Source organism: Chitinophaga skermanii, from assembly GCF_003259335.1.
GTDB classification, from domain to species: domain Bacteria; phylum Bacteroidota; class Bacteroidia; order Chitinophagales; family Chitinophagaceae; genus Chitinophaga; species Chitinophaga skermanii.
The window spans coordinates 146,915-164,592 of record NZ_QLLL01000011.1; the positions used below are offsets into that span (position 1 = coordinate 146,915).

Below are 17,678 nucleotides of genomic sequence, written 5' to 3' on the forward strand. Positions count from 1 at the left end.
GTTTTTTTATTCGATGGTGAAACTTACCGTTCCGTCTTTTTCATCTTTTAATTGGATACCGATGCTTAAAAGCTGGTTGCGAATCTTGTCGGAGGTAGCATAGTCTTTACGACCTTTTGCTTCTTTCCTAATATCGATCAACAATTGCATTACACCGTCCAATTTATCGCTATCAGCTGCTTTTACTGGAACAAGACCAAGGATTTCGATTAAGAAGGTATCGAAAGTGGTTTTCATCAAGTTGAAAGTTGCTTCGCTGATTTCACCTGGTTTTACTTGGCCACCTTTAATTGAGTTAATCACCGGTGCCATTTCAAAGAGGTTCGCGAGTACTTTAGCGGTGTTCATATCATCGTTGATGAAATCGGTACATTCCGCGCACCATTGTTGAACTTGCTTGTCGAGTTCCTCGTTGGTAGCTTCGGTAACAGCGGGGTAGTCGAGTTTTTGTAGTACTTCGTACGCTGCCCATAAACGCTGTAAGCCTTTTTCAGCAGCCAATAACCCATCATTCGAGAAGTCTAATGTACTTCTGTAATGCGTTTGCAACACGAAGAAACGCACCGTCATCGGGTGATAAGGTTTCTCCAATTGTGTATTGTTACCCGAGAATAGTTCTGTTAGCTTAATGGTGTTGTTATATGCCTTACCCATCTTCTTGCCGTTGATGGTAATCATATTATTATGCATCCAGAAACGCGCCATTAACTCGCCATGTGCAATTTCACTCTGCGCAATCTCACATTCGTGGTGTGGGAACATTAAGTCCATACCACCACCGTGAATATCGAATTGTTTGCCTAAGTATTTTTTACTCATCGCAGAACATTCAATGTGCCATCCTGGGAAGCCTTCACCCCAAGGACTTTGCCATCTCATTAAGTGTTCTGGTGGTGCATTCTTCCACAAAGCAAAGTCTACTTTATTACGCTTCTCGCTTTGGTTATCGAGCTCGCGGTTCGACTCTTGCAATTCTTCCAACACTCGGCCAGAAAGAATGCCATATTCATGACTATCAGCGTATTTCTTCACATCGAAATAAACAGATCCATTTACTTCGTACGCGTAACCTTTCTCGATGATGTTTTTAATCATCTCGATTTGCTCCACGATATGTCCTGTTGCTGTAGGTTCAATACTTGGTTCCAAGCAATTAAATTGGTGCATCGCCCAATGGTACAAGTTGGTGTACTTCTGTACCAATTCCATCGGCTCTAACTTCTCCAGCAATGCGCCTTTCGCGATCTTGTCTTCCGCAGCACGACCTTCTTCTTCGAAGTGGCCGGCATCGGTTAAGTTACGTACGTAACGTACTTTATAACCCAAATGCTTCAAGTAACGGAAGAGAACGTCGAACGTAATATATGGGCGGGCGTGCCCGAGGTGAGATTCGCCGGAAACTGTAGGTCCGCACACGTACATGCCGACGTGACCGGGGTATAGTGGTTCGAAAACTTCTTTTTTCCTAGTTAACGAGTTGTGTATTTTGAGTTCAGACATAATGAAGCCTTGAGTATTTATAACCTAATTTCGAAAATTTTACGTGGACTGCAAAGATAAGGAATGTTAAATGCAGGCTAACAGCAAGAAATCTCCTTACTATTTATTGACACTCATCAACTTGACATTGGCCATTACGGGGTAATGGTCAGACAGATCCGAGTTAATTTTTTGAAAGTGATGAATGGCAAACTCTTTACTGGCAAAGATATAATCGATCCGCAAAGTGGGCGACAAACTGGCAAACGTTCTTCCAATACCGCTACCGCGTTTAAGGAAAGCGTCTTGTAAACTGCCCTTCACTTTAAAATAGGTGTAGGAGGCCGGGGTATCATTAAAGTCGCCACAAAGAATAATAGGATGAGGGCTTTGCTTCACGAAATCGGCCACAATATCTGCCTGTTTGGCCCTACGGATGAATGCTTCACGCATTTTTACAACAATCCGTTTCGCTGCCACATAGCCTTTATCTTCCTGTTTCTTTATTTTTTCGATGGAATTGTAATCCTGTTCATTAAAACGGTACGATTCCAGGTGCATATTAATAATACGAACAGTATCCCCATCTTTTTCGATATCGGCATAGATTAAGCTTTCGCTGAGGGGACCTTTAGAGAGTTTAATTTTATCGGATTGAATAATGCGGTAGCGAGAGAAGATAATAGACCCCCAATGCTGCGTACCGTTCCGGTTGAAGTCACTTGAAAAATAGCGATAAGGCATCTTCATTTCCCTCGATAAATCCTCCCGGTTATTGAAATCGCCCGGCTTTTCGGAGGTATAAAAATCCTGGAAGCAAGCAATATCAGGTTGTTGGCGCTTAACAAAGGCGATAATCGAATCGCGGGTAGGGGCGCTGTTTTTCTCGCGGTACAGTCCAAATAAGCCCACATTATAACTCATTACGTTAATGCTATTGGCTGGTTTTTCGGCCATGCGCTTTCCTGGCCAGTTGAGCGCCACGAAAGCGGTTACCGATTTCCAACCGACTAAAATGGCAATCAGCGGAATGAGGGCATATTTAGGGTGAAACAAAGCCCAAATAACTAAAAACACCAATAAAGCGGCTAATAAGAAAGGAAATATCAACGTGAAAAACCCGATCGGCCAAAATTTCTCTGGCGACACAATAGGAGCAAGGCAGGCTAATAAAAATAGTAGCACTACCAACACGTTAACGGTTAGAAAAAATCCTTTCGTAAATAACCTTAAAAATTTCAATGGCGCGTATTTAGTAAAACATCGTGGCCTGTAAGAACCACATTCACAACGGGCAAACCGAAGCTTGCAACTATAAATTTACCGCAATTAACTTTATTTGTCATTATGTAAACAGGTAAAACTTGTTTCATATGCAAAAAAAGCCGCATGGTAAGCCGCTGAAAATCCGCTTGGTAGGCACTTTACGTAGCCCGCTATTTTTTTAAAGAAATCGTACTGTAAATAGGATAGTGCTCGAAACCCTTCCGCTGGAAAATATCGAAAGATTGCACCTGCATAGACGGATCCACTAAGATATAGTCGATACGTAAGAAGGGCGACAAGCGCGAAAACGTTCTTCCCCAGCCGGTTCCTTTCTCCAAAAAGGCATCTTGTAAGTGCTGGCGAATGGTTTTGTACGAATATGCCAATGGAATAGCATTGAAATCGCCGAAAACTATTACCGGGTGCTCTGCTTCGCGGATTGCGTTCGACACGATCTCTGCTTGACCGGCACGAATGGCAAATGTTGCTTTCATTTTACTGGCTAAGCCGCGGGAACCGTGTACATTTTGCTTTTTTACCACGGAATAGTCGCGGGCATTGAATTGGTACGACTTTAAGTGGGTGTTGAAAATCGTAATCGTATCATTGGCTACAACGATATTGGCTTTAAGCAGGTTTTCTGTTTCTGGGCCGGAATTAAAATCGATACGAGCGGTATCAATAATAGGGTATTTAGAAAGAACGGCGAGACCAAAGTGCCAAGTATTCCAACGGGTTAAATCTTTTGTTTGGTAGGCGTATGTATACCCGCATCGTTGCATAATAGAATCCAAATTATGCAAACGCTCGGGATCGTCGTTCGTATAAAACTCTTGTAGACATAATACGTCCGCATCAATATCGTGCAGCGCTTCGTACACGCGGGTGCGAATAATGGGGTTATCCTGGTAATCCTTCAAGCCTAGGCTGCTACAGTTAAAGCTGGCCACTTTAATAGTATGCGGATCTTTTTCTACAGGCGCTTTACTAAATGGGTGGAAGGCAACAGTTTGAAAGAAGGCTTGGGCAGTAACAAGAATGCCGACTAGCGAGATAAAGTATTTTTTATTGCGGTAGATGAAAAGCCAAATGGGAATGAATAGTACAGCGGCGATCCAGAAAAAGGGGAATGCAAACCCCGAGAAGCCCGCCGGCCAAAAGAAAGTTGGGTTTACAAAGGGTAAAAAAGCCGATGCCAATAAGCCAAGTACCACGGCAATGTTGCCCCATAATAGCAAGCGTCGTGTGATTGTTGCAAATGATTTCACGGGTAAGGGAGATTATTGAGGTTAAGACTTCCGTAAAAATAACAATCTCCTTTCGCTTTTTATAGCTAAGCAAGAGAATGTTAATAGTAGGGGGGAAATGAAAAAAGTCTTCCCTACACCGTAGAGAAGACTTTCTTGTTTGCGATAGAAATATAATTAGTTAGCGGTTTTGCTAGCGCGCTCCAAGGTTTCTTTTTCCTCGTCACTGAGCGATTCTAAACCATTCGCGTTGATTTTATCGAGTATTTCGTTGAGTTTGTTTTCTGAAACAGAACCTACCTTTTGATAGGGAGCGGTGTCTTGCTTGTAGAAAACAGTTTCTTTTGTAACGGCAACTTGTTGCGCTACTATTTTACTGGGCATTTCGCTTTTCGGGTGGAAAAGGTGGGTGATTTTGTAGAAGATATTATGCAGCCAAGCTCCAATATCAAAGCCCTTCTGTAAGAAATGAGCGTAGATGAAGCCCATGAAGGCGCCACCTGCAATATTGAAATACATTTCACCGAGACGATTGCCGGTTACGTTATAATTAGCTCCTAGCACAAGCACGAAGTAAATAATGCCGATTAGCCAAACAGGAATACCGCCTTTACCCACCGCGCTAAAAATCCGGTGTTTCGGCGCAATCATTAATGCAGCAACGGCAAAACCTGCTGTAGCACCCCATGCACCACTAAAAGTGATTGGAGTAGTAGCTTGTTGCCATGAAGGCATTACAAAGCCTCCCAACATAAATACTGCTAAACCAGCCCAGCCGGCGAAGAGGTATAAAGGAATAATTTTTTCATGCCCTACATATGTTTGTACAATGCTTCCGAAGAACCACATCCACAAAAGACTACTAAACGTATTGAATACCCCGTAATGAGTAAACAATGAAGTAACCAACGTCCAAGGCTCTTTGAGTAGGTTACCCGGTTCAGCATGGAAGATGATATGTGTATAGAGGTTTTGTTGGAACTGGGCATCCGTCATGTTCTCCATATGGAAAAGCACCCAGGTAAAAAACAGGCCAATGTATACGGTGATGTTGATGAGCAACAATTGGGTCACCATGTTTTTTTCTTCCCCTAACGAAAGTCGAAACGTACGTTCTTTATCCACTATCTGCATGGCAATTTTCTTTGTCTTACAAAATTAGCGAATAAAGCGGCTTAGCCCTACTAAATTTTAAGTACGGTATATGAAATTTTTGTGTAATGAATATTAATAGAAATCCCGGCGGTTCGTTCTTGCCCAAATCTTCAGGAGGATATAGCTGAATAATACGCCACCTAAATGGGCGAAGTGTGCTACGTTATCGCCAGCTACGTTGCGGAAACCAGCCAGTACTTCGAAAATTATAAGCGTACCGACTATAAATTTCGCACGAATGTGAATATTGTTAAGCGGGAAAGTGTTGGGGAATAAGTAACCAAAAGCAAAACAGATACCGTATACAGCACCGCTGGCACCCAGTGTAACTTGGTTGCGGTATTCGGTGATGAAGTTCTGTAAGAATATTTTTGCAGCTTCTAGGATGCTGGAATCGTTGGGATGTAGCGAAACCTCGCTGGCTAAATCATTTACGAGGTATGAGCCGGCGTTGAGATCGTAGTTTTTATGAATTTCAAGGAAGGCTTGGCTGGTAGGGTTATCCATGAAAGCATCGATGTCTTTCGTGAGGTGCATATTTTCGAAAGTTAGCACCCCTAAGTGGCACAATGCAGCGCCAATCCCGCAAATCATATAAAAATTAAAGAAACGTTTGGCGCCCCAGTTCTTCTCCAGCTTCGAACCAAAAATCCATAATGTAAGCATATTAATCACCAAGTGCATCCACGAACCGTGCATGAATAAGTGGGTAACCAATTGGTGCGGGCGAAATTGCTCGGAACCCCAAATGTGCAAAGCAAACAAATCCATCATGCCCTGGTACAAATTGTTCGGCAACGTGATCTCGAGTATAAACACGATCGCGTTAATGAGCATGAGAGATTGGATAACCGTTGGAAGTACGCTAAATCGCCCGTACCGCTGGTATTTCATGTTACTGTCTGGAAATTATGTTACTACGAATGACTCTATATATGCAGTACTAACGTTTTATCAACAACACCACGTTCTCGATGTGATGCGTGTGCGGAAACATATCTACTGGCTGTATTTTTTCAACTGTATACTTTTCGTGCAATAATGCTAAATCGCGTGCTTGGGTAGCAGGATTACAGCTTACATACACAATTTTTGGTGCACCAATTTCTAATAGCTTGTTCACCAATTTCTCGTGCATGCCTGCACGTGGAGGATCGGTAATTACTACATCTGGAGCGCCATGAGCAGCAAAGAAGGCATCGTCGCAAATATCGATTACATCGCCGGCATAGAAAGTGGCATTGGTCACATTATTGCGTTCTGCATTTTCTTTTGCATCGTCGATAGCTTCTTTGATGAGTTCGATGCCGATTACTTTTTTCGCTTGTTTAGAAACGAAAATCCCGATACTACCTGTTCCGCAATACAAATCATACACCACCTCGTTGCCCGTTAAACCCGCGAACTCGCGCGTAACTTGGTACAAAGCTTCGCCTTGATAAGTATTCGTTTGGAAGAAAGATTTCGGACCTATTTTAAAAGTATAATCTTCTAATTTTTCCTCGGCGTACCCTTTACCGAAATAAGCTTTTGGCTCAAGATCGAAAATACTATCGTTCTTCTTCGGGTTGATGGTATACAGTAAAGTTGTAATGCTAGGTACTTTCGCTAACAAATGGTCTAGTAAAGCTTCACGTTGTTTTTTCGCTTCGTGGTGAATCACTACGTTTACCATTACTTCACCGGTGGTTAATACGCGGATAATAACATTGCGTAACCAGCCTTCGTGGTTGCGGATATCATAGAAAGCCAAGTTATTGGCCAATGCATACTCGCGGAGGGTGTTTTTGATGAGATTGGTAGGTTCGGCTTGAAGATAGCAAGTATCGATGTTCAGCACTTTATCGAACAACCGCGGCACGTGGAAACCAAGTGCTGGTTTATGTTCAATAACGCCATCACCGGCAGCAGCAATTTCTTCATTGGTTAAATAAGCGCGGTTGCTGAATGTAAATTCAAGCTTGTTACGATAGTTAACCGTGTTTTTTGAACCAAGGATAGGCGTGATAGGAGGTAAAGGCATTTTGCCGATACGGCTAAGGTGATCGACAACCTGTTGTTGCTTATATTTCAATTGAAGCTCGTAAGGTACCATTTGCCATTTGCAACCGCCACACATACCGAAGTGTTGACAAAAAGGCTCAACGCGGTCTTTCGAATAACTGTGGATATGCACAGCTTTCCCTTCCGCCCAATCTTTTTTGCTTTTGCTTAGGCGCACATCAACAACATCGCCAGGCATAACGCCGCCTTCAATGAAAATAACTTTCCCGTCTACTTTCGCGAGTGCCTTACCTTCGGCAGCATAATCGCTTACAGGAATATTCGTTAAAACAACATTCTTTTTTCTCACGGGTGCAAAGGTAGGATTTTGCTTACCGATTTAAACAGCTTTATTAAGCAAATATTAATAGAATAGTACCATCACGCCAAATAGCCCTGTTTTTAACTAAAAGCAATAGCACCGCACTCAAATGTGGATAAAGCTTATACGAACGACATTTTATAATATCTCCTAATGGTCTTCTAATGGTGTTCCAATGTTCTTCCAATGTTACCCATATATTACCCATATATATCCCACATGTTCCCCAATAGTCGTCCATGCTGCTGCTAGTGAATGGATATTAATTCTCTGTATATTGATTAACAGCCATTTAGCGCCAAATAATATGTTATCACGGTAAAATGTACAGGTACACTGCTATATTCAACAGTTATTTACCACCCCTTGTGTACTCATCATTCCACAAAAACAAAAAAATCCAGTCATGTAAACACTTGTAAACAATATTGTTAATGCATTATTTGACAATAATCCCCCACCACATTCCGTTTATCCCAGCGAATGGAATTCGTATTCGTTTTTGATTATTTTTACAAGACCTATGAGAAAATTTATCGTTCTAATATGCAGCCTATTTTGTTGTAATGCCTTGCTGGCGCAAGGTTACAACATCTCCGTTCAAGTGAAGAACTATAAGAACGGCTATTTTTACCTCGGTCATTACATGGGTAAACAAACTTACCTCGTAGATTCCGCGTTGGTAGATGCCAATGGTAATGCCGTTATCAAAGGTACAAAAGCCTTACCCGGTGGAATCTATATGATCGTTATGCCGAAGAAAGACCGTTACTTCGAGATTTTACTCGATAAACAGCAAACTTTCAGTGTTAGCAACGATACAGCCGACTTTATCCACCATGCTACCTTCAAAAACTCGCCAGAAAACGAAACTTTCTATGCTTATAATAAATACTTGTTTACTGAGTCGAAAGCGTCAGAGAAGGTAAAAACCGACTATGCAGCAGCTAAAACACCAGCCGATACAGCGAATGTTCGCAACGAACAAGAAGCACTTACACAGCGTATCCAAGATTACCGCAATAACATTATCGCTAAAAATCCACAGTCGCTTTTAGCCAGCATTTTCAAAGGAATGCGTGAACCGGCAGTACCTCCCATGCCAAAGAAAGCTGATGGTACACTCGACTCTACCTACCCATACCGCTATTACAAAGCGCATTACTGGGACGATTTCAACTTGTCGGATGGCCGCCTCGTACGCACACCTATCTTGGAAACGCGTTTAGAGAAATATTTCAAAACCTTGGTACAAATACATCCCGATTCAGTGATCGCGGAATGTGATATGCTAATCAGCAAAGCGAAGAAAGACCGCGAGATGTATAAATACATCTTATGGTGGTGCACCTATACGTACGAACAATCGCAATACATGGGCTTCGATGCTGTGTTCGTTCACTTAGTAGAAAAGTACTACGTATCGGGACAAACAGAATGGTTAACAGAAGAGCAAAAGAACAAGATTATTAGTCGTGCTTATGCCATGGCACCGAACTTAATTGGGCAGCCTGCTGCGCCGTTGGTATTACAAGATCCTGCCGGCAAGCCCATTTCATTATATAAAATACCCTCGAAATATACGGTATTGGTGTTTTGGGACCCAACGTGTGGACATTGTAAAACAGAAATTCCACGCATCGATTCTGCCTATAACGCTAGCTGGAAGAAGCGAGGGGTAACCATTTTGGGTATTAAAACAGAAGGCACGAAAGAAGAGTGGACACAATATATCGCCGAGCATAAATTGCAATGGGTAAATGCTTGGGATCCTCAATATACAAGTAACTACAGGCGCTTATACGATGTGTACAGCACACCGGTTGTTTACTTGCTTGATGAAAAGAAAAAGATTGTTGCGAAACGCTTAGGTGTGGAACAATTAGACGGGTTTTTAACGCACTTGGAATCACTTTCCCCAAATAAGAAATAGAGTTAAACTCGTGTTAGGGGGCTTATAACGAATTGATATACAATTCGCTATAAGCCCCTTTTCTGTAGTTGGCACAGTCTTTGGATTTCTCTAGTCAAATCAAACTAATAGATTATGACAAAGAGAGTTCTTCTATCTTTAGCGGCATTAGTTTTTTTAGGCAGTGTTGCTCAAGCGCAGGTTAGAGTAGGTGTGAAAGGTGGTTGGAATTTGGCGAACATTTCTACAGACAACGATGGATCCATCAACAAAAACAACTCTCACAGTTCGTTTCACATTGGTGTGTTAGCCGACCTTCCACTTTCAGAAATCCTATCATTTCAGCCAGGGGTATATTATACCGGTAAAGGTGCAAAACTTGAATCTGGCGAAAAAGGCAGTGCAGCTTATTCTAAGTTCACTACCAACCCACAGTACATCGAAATCCCTTTAAACTTTGTTGGTAAAATTCCAATTGGCGAAAATGCCCGCTTGTTCGCAGGTGTGGGTCCTTATTTCGCATTCGGTGTAGCCGGTAAAAACAAGTATGAAACCACCATTGCAGGTGTAACTTCTTCCGGTTCCAGCAATATTAAATGGGATGATGATACGCCTTTCAATTCCGGTGATCCTAACCAAGGTTGGGACCGTTACAAACGCTTCGATTGGGGTGGTAACATCCTAGCTGGTGTTGAACTAGGTAATAACTTCTTAATCTCGGCCCAGTACGGACTAGGTTTGGGTAAATTAAGAAGCGGAACCGATAATAGTACCGACGACAATAATAAAAACAGGGTATTTAGTGTATCCGTAGGTTATATGTTCGGTAGGGCGCCAAAACCCTAACGTAAGAAAATAGGCAAGCAAAAAAAGCATCATCACAAAATGCCCCAACAACCTTTGTTGCGGCATTTTGTTTCTTCCTCAAATAATCTTCCCCAAAACATGAAAACAACTTTACTTACAACAAAACCAATTCTCATGAAAAAACTAATGTTGTCTGCCATTGCAATTTTGCTGGCAAGTGCATCTTTTGCACAAGCGAAATGGGGTGTGGTAGCCGGCCCAACGTTTTCTAGCTACACCCTAAAAGTATTAGGTAGCAAATCTACCAGCGACATTATCACCAACTTCAGAGGCGGTGTAACATTGGATTTACCCATCGCCGACGAGTTCTATGTTCAACCCAGCTTGTTATATACAGGTAAAGGTGGTAAGGGCGATTTCCTCACCCGCGATGTGAAAACCAACCTCCATTATTTAGAATTACCCGTAAACTTTATGTATAAACCAGAAGTAGGTGCCGGTAACCTGTTTATCGGTATTGGTCCATACTTGGCATATGCCTTGGGCGGTAATGTAAACGGTAATAGTATCGACTTTGGTAACCAAGCCGGAGAATTAAAGCGCTTCGACGTGGGCGGTAACTTCCAAGTAGGGTACGAATTATCGAACGGGATTAACTTTGGGCTATATACCGACCTAGGTTTAGTAAACTTAGCAGGTGATGGTGATAGCGATAATTCATTCCGTAATACCTCGTTCGGTGTGAACATTGGGTATAAATTCGGAGGTAAATAGCCATTATCAAGAAAAAATATTTCCCCTGTAACGCTTTGCGCAATGGGAGTTTGAAGAAAAATATCTAATGTGATTAAAAAATTAGATAGATTTTTTTAAACATTTAACGGCTACGCCTGTTATTAGAATCGACAGACAGTAAAAACGCAAGTAGACCTAAGGATAATTTGTAGCCATAAGAAAAATTAACAGTAGATGCAGCAGTATATCGGTTAGAAATTGGTCGATATACAGCTGCATTTTATTTTTTGATTAAAAGGGCCACTAAGAATTAATAATATGTTTAGAAGAAGCTAACTTTGTGATTAATAAGGTTCATCAATTTTTTGTGCCACCCACTTCAAGACAGTAACGTTTAAGGTAACCCCAAGCATTCATTCCTTAGTCGAAACCGATCATTTAACGAGAGAGTATTATTTGTATTTAGAATAGATATGAACACCTACCGCATGATTCAAAAGAGCCTGCTCTTGCTGGCTTTTATACCTGTGTATTCCGTAAAGGCTCAAGTCAGCTTTGGACTTGAAGCTGGTTATACAGGATCAAAAATGACACTAGAAGGCAACTATCCAGGTTTAACCAACATTCAAAACACAACCAACACCCTAAGTGGCTGGCATGCCGATGTACAACTGAATATTCCTGTTTATAAAGGATTATATGTACAACCGGTTATTAGGTACACCACGAAAGGCGCCAAGCTTACGAGTGAATCCATTAATCCTGAAGTTTACACCCCTGTTGGCCAAAAGTTACAGCTCCATTATGTAGAACTACCCGTGAACTTGGTATACCGGCAGCCGGTAGGTAATGCCGGGAGAGTATTTGTTGGAGCCGGTCCGTATGCTGGATTGGGAGTAGGAGGTAACTATAAGTACACCGTTAATTATAATGGCGGAGTAGTTACGAACAATAATCGATCTGTAAAATTCAGGCGCGAAGGTGGCAGCGACCCAACCAAAATGTACCTGTATCCTTGGGATTTTGGCTTGAACTTCTTAGTGGGCTTCGAGTTTAAAAGCTTGTTGACGATTGGCGCTAATTATAGTTTGGGCTTGAATGATATTGATCATAACAAGATGACCACAACGAAGAACCAATATGTTGGAGTGAGTTTGGGCGTCTTTTTATCAAGAGAGGACTACTAACATAATTATATAATAAGTAACAAGCACGCTTTTACCGGTAACGGTAAAGGCGTGTTTGCGTTTTAGGGAAGATGGAACGAAAAATATTTTAGTAGCTGATAGGGGTAGGGAAGTAAGATTTCGTCTTATCTGTAGTTAGTTTATTATTAGCTTAAAAAATTAGCAACACAAACACATTAAAAAGTGTGACAGTTATAGGGAAAAAAATGCCACCACGTCTCTACGCGGTGGCACTTATATTTTTAGCCGTTATGGTAAGCTTTGCTTACACGATAGCTTCCATTACTTTTCTAATAACGAGTGGTTTACCCAAAGTATAATAGTGTAATACCGGCACGCCGAAGGCTTTTAATTCTTTAGATTGTTGAATGAGCCATTCTGTACCCAGTTGTTCTACTTCCTTATCAGTTTTACATTTCATGATTTCGTTAGAGAACTCGGTTGGGATATCTACTTGGAAACTGCGAGGGATTACACTTAGCTGTTTCTTCGTTGTAAGAGGCTTCAAGCCTGGGATGATGGGAACATTGATACCCATTTCGCGGCAAAGCTTCACATACTCAAAATATTTCTGGTTGTCGAAGAACATCTGCGTTACCACGTATTCCGCTCCCGCATCTACCTTCGCCTTTAAGATTTGTAAGTCGCTATTAAGGTTCGGCGATTCAAAGTGTTTCTCTGGATAACCGGCTACACCGATACAGAACTTCGTTTTTACGCCGTTTTGTAAGTCTTCCTCCAAATAAATCCCGTTATTCATATGCTGCACTTGGTGCAATAAGTCGATGGCATAACGGTGTCCGTTTGGTTCCGGCTCGAAATAAGTTTCATTTTTAGGGGCATCGCCACGTAATACCAATACGTTATCTACACCCAAAAACGCTAAATCGATCAATGCATTCTCCGTTTCTTCTTTGGTGAAACCACCGCAAATTAAGTGTGGTACTGCATCTACGTTATAATGGTTCATAATCGCCGCACAAATACCAACGGTACCTGGGCGCTTACGAATTTCTACTTTTTCGAAAGATCCGTCCATACGCTTCTTGAACATATGTTCGCTACGGTGATACGTAACATTAACGAAGGCTGGCTTAAATTCCATCATCGGGTCGAGGTGATCATAAATCGACTCAATGCTTTTCCCTTTTAATGGTGGTAATATTTCAAAAGAAATTAATGTATCCTTTGCCTGTGAGATATGTTCAGTGACTTTCATACGTTTAATGACGGTTGGGCTTGAAATTTTTTTTAAAAGCCCCGCAAAAATAACATATCTCCACATCATTATCCATACCTTATTTTATATACAAAACGTTATAAGTTTGTGACGGGGCCAGAACTGTCAACTATTTTATTAATTTTGCTAAGTTTGATTATATGGCACTAAGAATACATACACAGCAATTGGTAAAACGTTACCGCGCCAGGACCGTGGTAAACCACGTATCTGTAGAGGTAACGCAAGGTGAGATTGTAGGCTTGCTCGGACCCAACGGTGCCGGGAAAACAACTACCTTCTATATGGTGGTAGGGTTAATTAAGCCGGATGAAGGCCAGGTTTTCCTGGATGATGTGGAAATTACCAAGTTGCCCATGTACAAACGTGCGCAAATGGGTATCGGCTACTTGCCGCAGGAAGCTTCCGTATTTAGGAAACTTAGTGTGGAGGATAATATTTCCGCCGTTTTGGAAATGACAAAGCTTTCCAAAAAAGAACAAAAAGAAAAATTGGAGTCCCTTTTAAACGAATTCCGCCTTCAACACGTAAGAAAGAGCCCTGGTGACGTACTCTCCGGTGGCGAACGTAGAAGAACGGAAATCGCCCGTGCCTTGGCGGTTGATCCTAAGTTTATCCTCTTGGATGAACCATTCGCAGGTATCGACCCTATTGCCGTAGAGGATATCCAAGCCATCGTAGCCAAACTGAAATACAAAAACATCGGCATTCTAATTACCGATCACAACGTACAAGAAACACTATCCATTACAGATAGGGCTTATTTATTGTTTGAAGGTAAGATCCTAAAAGCCGGCACTGCCGAAGAATTGGCTGAAGATGAACAAGTTAGAAAAGTTTATCTTGGCCAAAACTTTATCCTACGCCGCAAAAACTACCTGGAAGAAGCAGCAAAACAATAAGTCGATTTCACCCTACCCATCACCAGTATGAAAATTTTAAGTCCTGCTATATCACAATTGGCCAGGTTACGAATGGGCCGCATCGAGCACTTCATGCAGTACCCATTACAAGTACAACACCAAGTCTTTCAAAACCTATTGAGTGCCGCTCAATACACCGAATTCGGTAAAAAATACGGCTTCTCAAACATCTATAAGGTAGAAGAATATAAAAAAAGAGTGCCCATCCACGATTACGATGGCATGAAACCTTACATCACCCGCGTGATGGAAGGTCAACAAAACATCATCTGGAACACACCCATTAAATGGTTTGCCAAATCCAGCGGCACAACGGCAGATAAAAGCAAATTCATCCCTATCACTGTAGAAAGCTTGGACGATTGCCACTACCGCGCCGGGCGAGATGTTTTTACACTATATTATTATAATAACCCCGAATCAGACCTCCTTACCGGTAAATCCCTCGCCATCGGCGGAAGCCACCAAGTAAACCAACTGTCTACCGACAGCGACTCTTTTTTTGGTGACCTCAGTGCGGTGATGCTTCAGAATATGCCATTTTATGGTAACCTGGTGCGTACGCCCGATTTGTCGATTGCGTTAATGGACGAGTGGGAGGAGAAGATCGAAAGAATGGCCAATGCCGTTATCCACGAAAACGTGACCTCTATTGCAGGGGTGCCAACGTGGACCATCGTGTTGATCAAAAGAATCTTCGAGATTACGGGTAAAGATAACTTGGCTGATGTTTGGCCCAACTTGGAATTGTATATCCATGGCGGCGTGAGCTTCACCCCGTACCGCGAGCAGTTCCAAAGATTGATCCGCAGCCCGAAAATGAAATACCAAGAAACGTACAATGCTTCCGAAGGCTTCTTCGCGGCCCAAGACGTAATTGGTAGCGACGAAGGTATGTTGCTGTTCTTGCACCACGGGATATTTTACGAGTTCATGCCAATGGAAGAATTCGGCAAAGAAGACCCGCAAACACTGCAACTGAACGAAGTAGAACTCGGCAAAAACTATGCACTCGTTATTTCCACTAATGGCGGCCTTTGGCGCTACTTAGTTGGCGATACCGTGCAATTCACATCACTCGCGCCTTTCAGGGTAAAAGTAAGTGGTCGAACAAAATCGTTTATGAACGCGTTTGGTGAGGAAGTAATTGTAGATAATAGCGACCGTGCCATTGCGAAAGCATGTGAAGTAACAGGCGCCATTGTGAATGATTATACAGCCGCACCTGTTTATTTCAGCAGTGAAGGCAATGGTGGGCATGAATGGTTGGTGGAATTTGAAGTAGAACCTAACAGCATGGATACCTTCATCACCACGCTTGATAACACGTTAAAGCAAATCAACTCCGATTACGAAGCAAAACGTCATAAAGATATTGCCTTACGCATGCCTGTTTTACACAAAATTCCACGCGGCACATTCACCGATTGGTTGAAAAGTAAAGGCAAATTGGGTGGGCAACATAAAGTACCACGACTTAGCAACGAACGCAAATGTGTAGAGGAAATCCTGGGATTCTTACAAAACAATCCACACTAAACACACACAACAACGATAATCAAACTAAAAAAGTTAAACTAACAACTTACGATGAAATTACTTAACAACAAAGTAGCGATAGTAACCGGTGCGAGCCGTGGAATTGGTGAAGCTATTGCTTTAAAATTTGCTGAACAAGGTGCAAACGTTGCATTCACTTACGTAAGTTCCGACGAGAAAGCAAAAGCGTTGGAAGATAAATTGACAGCATTCGGCGTAAAAGCGAAAGCATATAAAAGCAATGCCGGCAACTTCGCAGATTGCGAAGCCTTAGTAGCCGACGTGGTTAAAGAATTCGGTACAGTAGATATCTGCGTAAACAATGCCGGTATTTCTAAAGATAACTTGTTGTTGCGCATGAGCGAAGAACAATGGGATGATGTAATGAACATCAACTTGAAAAGCGTGTACAACATGACGAAGCATGTGATTCGCCCAATGATGAAAGCAAAAAGCGGTGTTATTATCAACATGAGCTCTATCATTGGTATCACAGGTAATGCAGGTCAAAGTAGCTACGCGGCATCTAAAGCAGGTATCATAGGCTTTACAAAATCTATCGCGAAAGAAGTCGGTAGCCGCAACATTCGTTGTAACGCGGTTGCGCCGGGTTTCGTAGAAACAGACATGACGAGCTACTTGAAAGAAGGCGATTCTGCAACGAAATACATGGAATCAATTCCATTAGGTCGTTTCGGTAAAGCGGAAGACATTGCTAACACTTGTTTGTTCTTGGCGAGCGACATGGGGGCTTACCTTACGGGTCAAACATTAAGTGTTTGTGGTGGTTTGAACATCTAATACGCTACGTATATATTATATAAGGAGAGCACGCCGTTAGGCGTGCTTTTTTTATACTTGATAATATCACGTAGTAAATCGATGATAGCCGAGGTGTATATTATTATATGTAGTGATCGAGCGTTGGGGTAGGGGGCGGCCGTTGTTGCGTCGCAATACGTTCATCAACTGTATATATATTATGCAATGCACATTATCACGAATAGTAAAATAAGCACTTCGTATATCCTTCTACGTTAGTGTAACAATGGAATCTTCGTATATGCTTCTACGTTAAAACACTCAAAACCATCGTATTACTCAAAACATGCTAAAAAATATATCCTCTGAAACCAGCCACCACGGCCATTTTGAAAAATATCTTTCGAAAACACGTGAAATATATTTGGCAGAGCCGAAAACTTCCCTACCTTTGCATCCCGCTTTGATAGAAAGCACGCATACAAAAAGCTCTTTACGACGATATTTTCCTTTTATTTTTAGTACGAAAACAAAAGCTTGTAACACAGGCTGGGTAAGGATCCAGAGAAGTTAAACTTCAAAAAATCTTTTTCGAAAAAATTGAAAATAAAATTTGGAAGTGATAAAAAGTTTACTACCTTTGCACTCCCAATCAAACGGGACGCATTGAAAAGCAACGCGGTATAGCAAGCAAGTAGTTCTTATAATGATGATCAAGTGTAGCGCAAGGCTTACGGGTTCGCAACCTAAACACTCACAAATTTGGTTCAAAAGTGAACCGAACAAGATCTTTGAAAGTTTGGAAACAACAGCATCGATCTTTACGCAAGTAGAGATCAAATAACAGGTAATGTTAGCGAAAAACATTAATTGACACGTCTAATTACGAGAGTAATTAGCCAGTTCAAACAACTTCTTTACAATGGAGAGTTTGATCCTGGCTCAGGATGAACGCTAGCGGCAGGCCTAATACATGCAAGTCGAGGGGCAGCGCAGTGTAGCAATACATGGGCGGCGACCGGCAAACGGGTGCGGAACACGTACGCAACCTTCCTTCAAGA

Annotated in this window: 14 protein-coding genes and 1 rRNA gene; 8 read left to right on the plus strand and 7 right to left on the minus strand. The window is 41.9% G+C overall.

Going from position 1 to position 17,678, the window contains the following annotated elements:
- Positions 1-6: 6 nt before the first annotated feature.
- From cysS to rlmD, 6 genes are all read right to left on the minus strand, one after another.
- Positions 7-1,500, minus strand: a complete 1,494-nt coding sequence (cysS, locus tag LX64_RS23410; RefSeq protein WP_211324880.1) for a cysteine--tRNA ligase — start codon at positions 1,498-1,500, stop codon at positions 7-9.
- Between the two features lie 99 nt (positions 1,501-1,599).
- Complete coding sequence (locus tag LX64_RS23415; RefSeq protein ID WP_148707436.1) at positions 1,600-2,721, minus strand: endonuclease/exonuclease/phosphatase family protein; 1,122 nt, start codon at positions 2,719-2,721, stop codon at positions 1,600-1,602.
- Between the two features lie 194 nt (positions 2,722-2,915).
- Positions 2,916-4,013 (minus strand): endonuclease/exonuclease/phosphatase family protein, encoded by a 1,098-nt coding sequence (locus tag LX64_RS23420; protein ID WP_111600129.1) that lies wholly within the window; start codon positions 4,011-4,013, stop codon positions 2,916-2,918.
- A gap of 156 nt (positions 4,014-4,169) precedes the next feature.
- Positions 4,170-5,126: a rhomboid family intramembrane serine protease gene (locus tag LX64_RS23425; RefSeq protein WP_111600130.1), complete on the minus strand. Its 957-nt coding sequence runs from the start codon at positions 5,124-5,126 to the stop codon at positions 4,170-4,172.
- Positions 5,127-5,219: 93 nt separating this feature from the next.
- Positions 5,220-6,041: a rhomboid family intramembrane serine protease gene (locus LX64_RS23430; protein WP_111600131.1), complete on the minus strand. Its 822-nt coding sequence runs from the start codon at positions 6,039-6,041 to the stop codon at positions 5,220-5,222.
- Positions 6,042-6,090: 49 nt separating this feature from the next.
- A complete protein-coding gene (gene rlmD, locus LX64_RS23435) occupies positions 6,091-7,500 on the minus strand; it encodes a 23S rRNA (uracil(1939)-C(5))-methyltransferase RlmD (RefSeq protein WP_111600132.1) in 1,410 nt (469 codons plus the stop codon).
- Positions 7,501-8,035: 535 nt separating this feature from the next.
- On the opposite strand from rlmD, the gene LX64_RS23440 reads away from it, so the two are divergent.
- From LX64_RS23440 to LX64_RS23455, 4 genes are all read left to right on the plus strand, one after another.
- Positions 8,036-9,445 carry a TlpA family protein disulfide reductase gene (locus LX64_RS23440; protein WP_111600133.1) on the plus strand — a complete coding sequence of 470 codons (1,410 nt, stop codon included), beginning with the start codon at positions 8,036-8,038 and terminating at the stop codon, positions 9,443-9,445.
- Positions 9,446-9,559: 114 nt separating this feature from the next.
- Positions 9,560-10,270: a porin family protein gene (locus LX64_RS23445; protein ID WP_111600134.1), complete on the plus strand. Its 711-nt coding sequence runs from the start codon at positions 9,560-9,562 to the stop codon at positions 10,268-10,270.
- A 135-nt stretch (positions 10,271-10,405) separates the two neighbouring features.
- A complete protein-coding gene (locus tag LX64_RS23450; protein ID WP_158538723.1) occupies positions 10,406-11,005 on the plus strand; it encodes a porin family protein in 600 nt (199 codons plus the stop codon).
- A gap of 449 nt (positions 11,006-11,454) precedes the next feature.
- Positions 11,455-12,153, plus strand: a complete 699-nt coding sequence (locus LX64_RS23455; protein WP_158538724.1) for a porin family protein — start codon at positions 11,455-11,457, stop codon at positions 12,151-12,153.
- A 265-nt stretch (positions 12,154-12,418) separates the two neighbouring features.
- Here the strand turns inward: LX64_RS23455 and metF are convergent, their stop codons facing one another.
- Entirely contained in the window at positions 12,419-13,372 is a 954-nt protein-coding gene (gene metF / locus LX64_RS23460; protein ID WP_111600137.1) for a methylenetetrahydrofolate reductase [NAD(P)H], read from the minus strand.
- A gap of 161 nt (positions 13,373-13,533) precedes the next feature.
- Between metF and lptB the strand changes: the two genes are divergently transcribed.
- From lptB to LX64_RS23480, 4 genes are all read left to right on the plus strand, one after another.
- Positions 13,534-14,295 (plus strand): LPS export ABC transporter ATP-binding protein, encoded by a 762-nt coding sequence (gene lptB / locus LX64_RS23465; protein ID WP_111600138.1) that lies wholly within the window; start codon positions 13,534-13,536, stop codon positions 14,293-14,295.
- A gap of 27 nt (positions 14,296-14,322) precedes the next feature.
- Entirely contained in the window at positions 14,323-15,855 is a 1,533-nt protein-coding gene (locus LX64_RS23470) for a GH3 auxin-responsive promoter family protein (protein ID WP_111600139.1), read from the plus strand.
- Positions 15,856-15,906: 51 nt separating this feature from the next.
- Positions 15,907-16,656: a 3-oxoacyl-[acyl-carrier-protein] reductase gene (gene fabG, locus LX64_RS23475; RefSeq protein ID WP_111600140.1), complete on the plus strand. Its 750-nt coding sequence runs from the start codon at positions 15,907-15,909 to the stop codon at positions 16,654-16,656.
- An 880-nt stretch (positions 16,657-17,536) separates the two neighbouring features.
- Positions 17,537-17,678, plus strand: a 16S ribosomal RNA gene (locus tag LX64_RS23480); the annotation flags it as partial.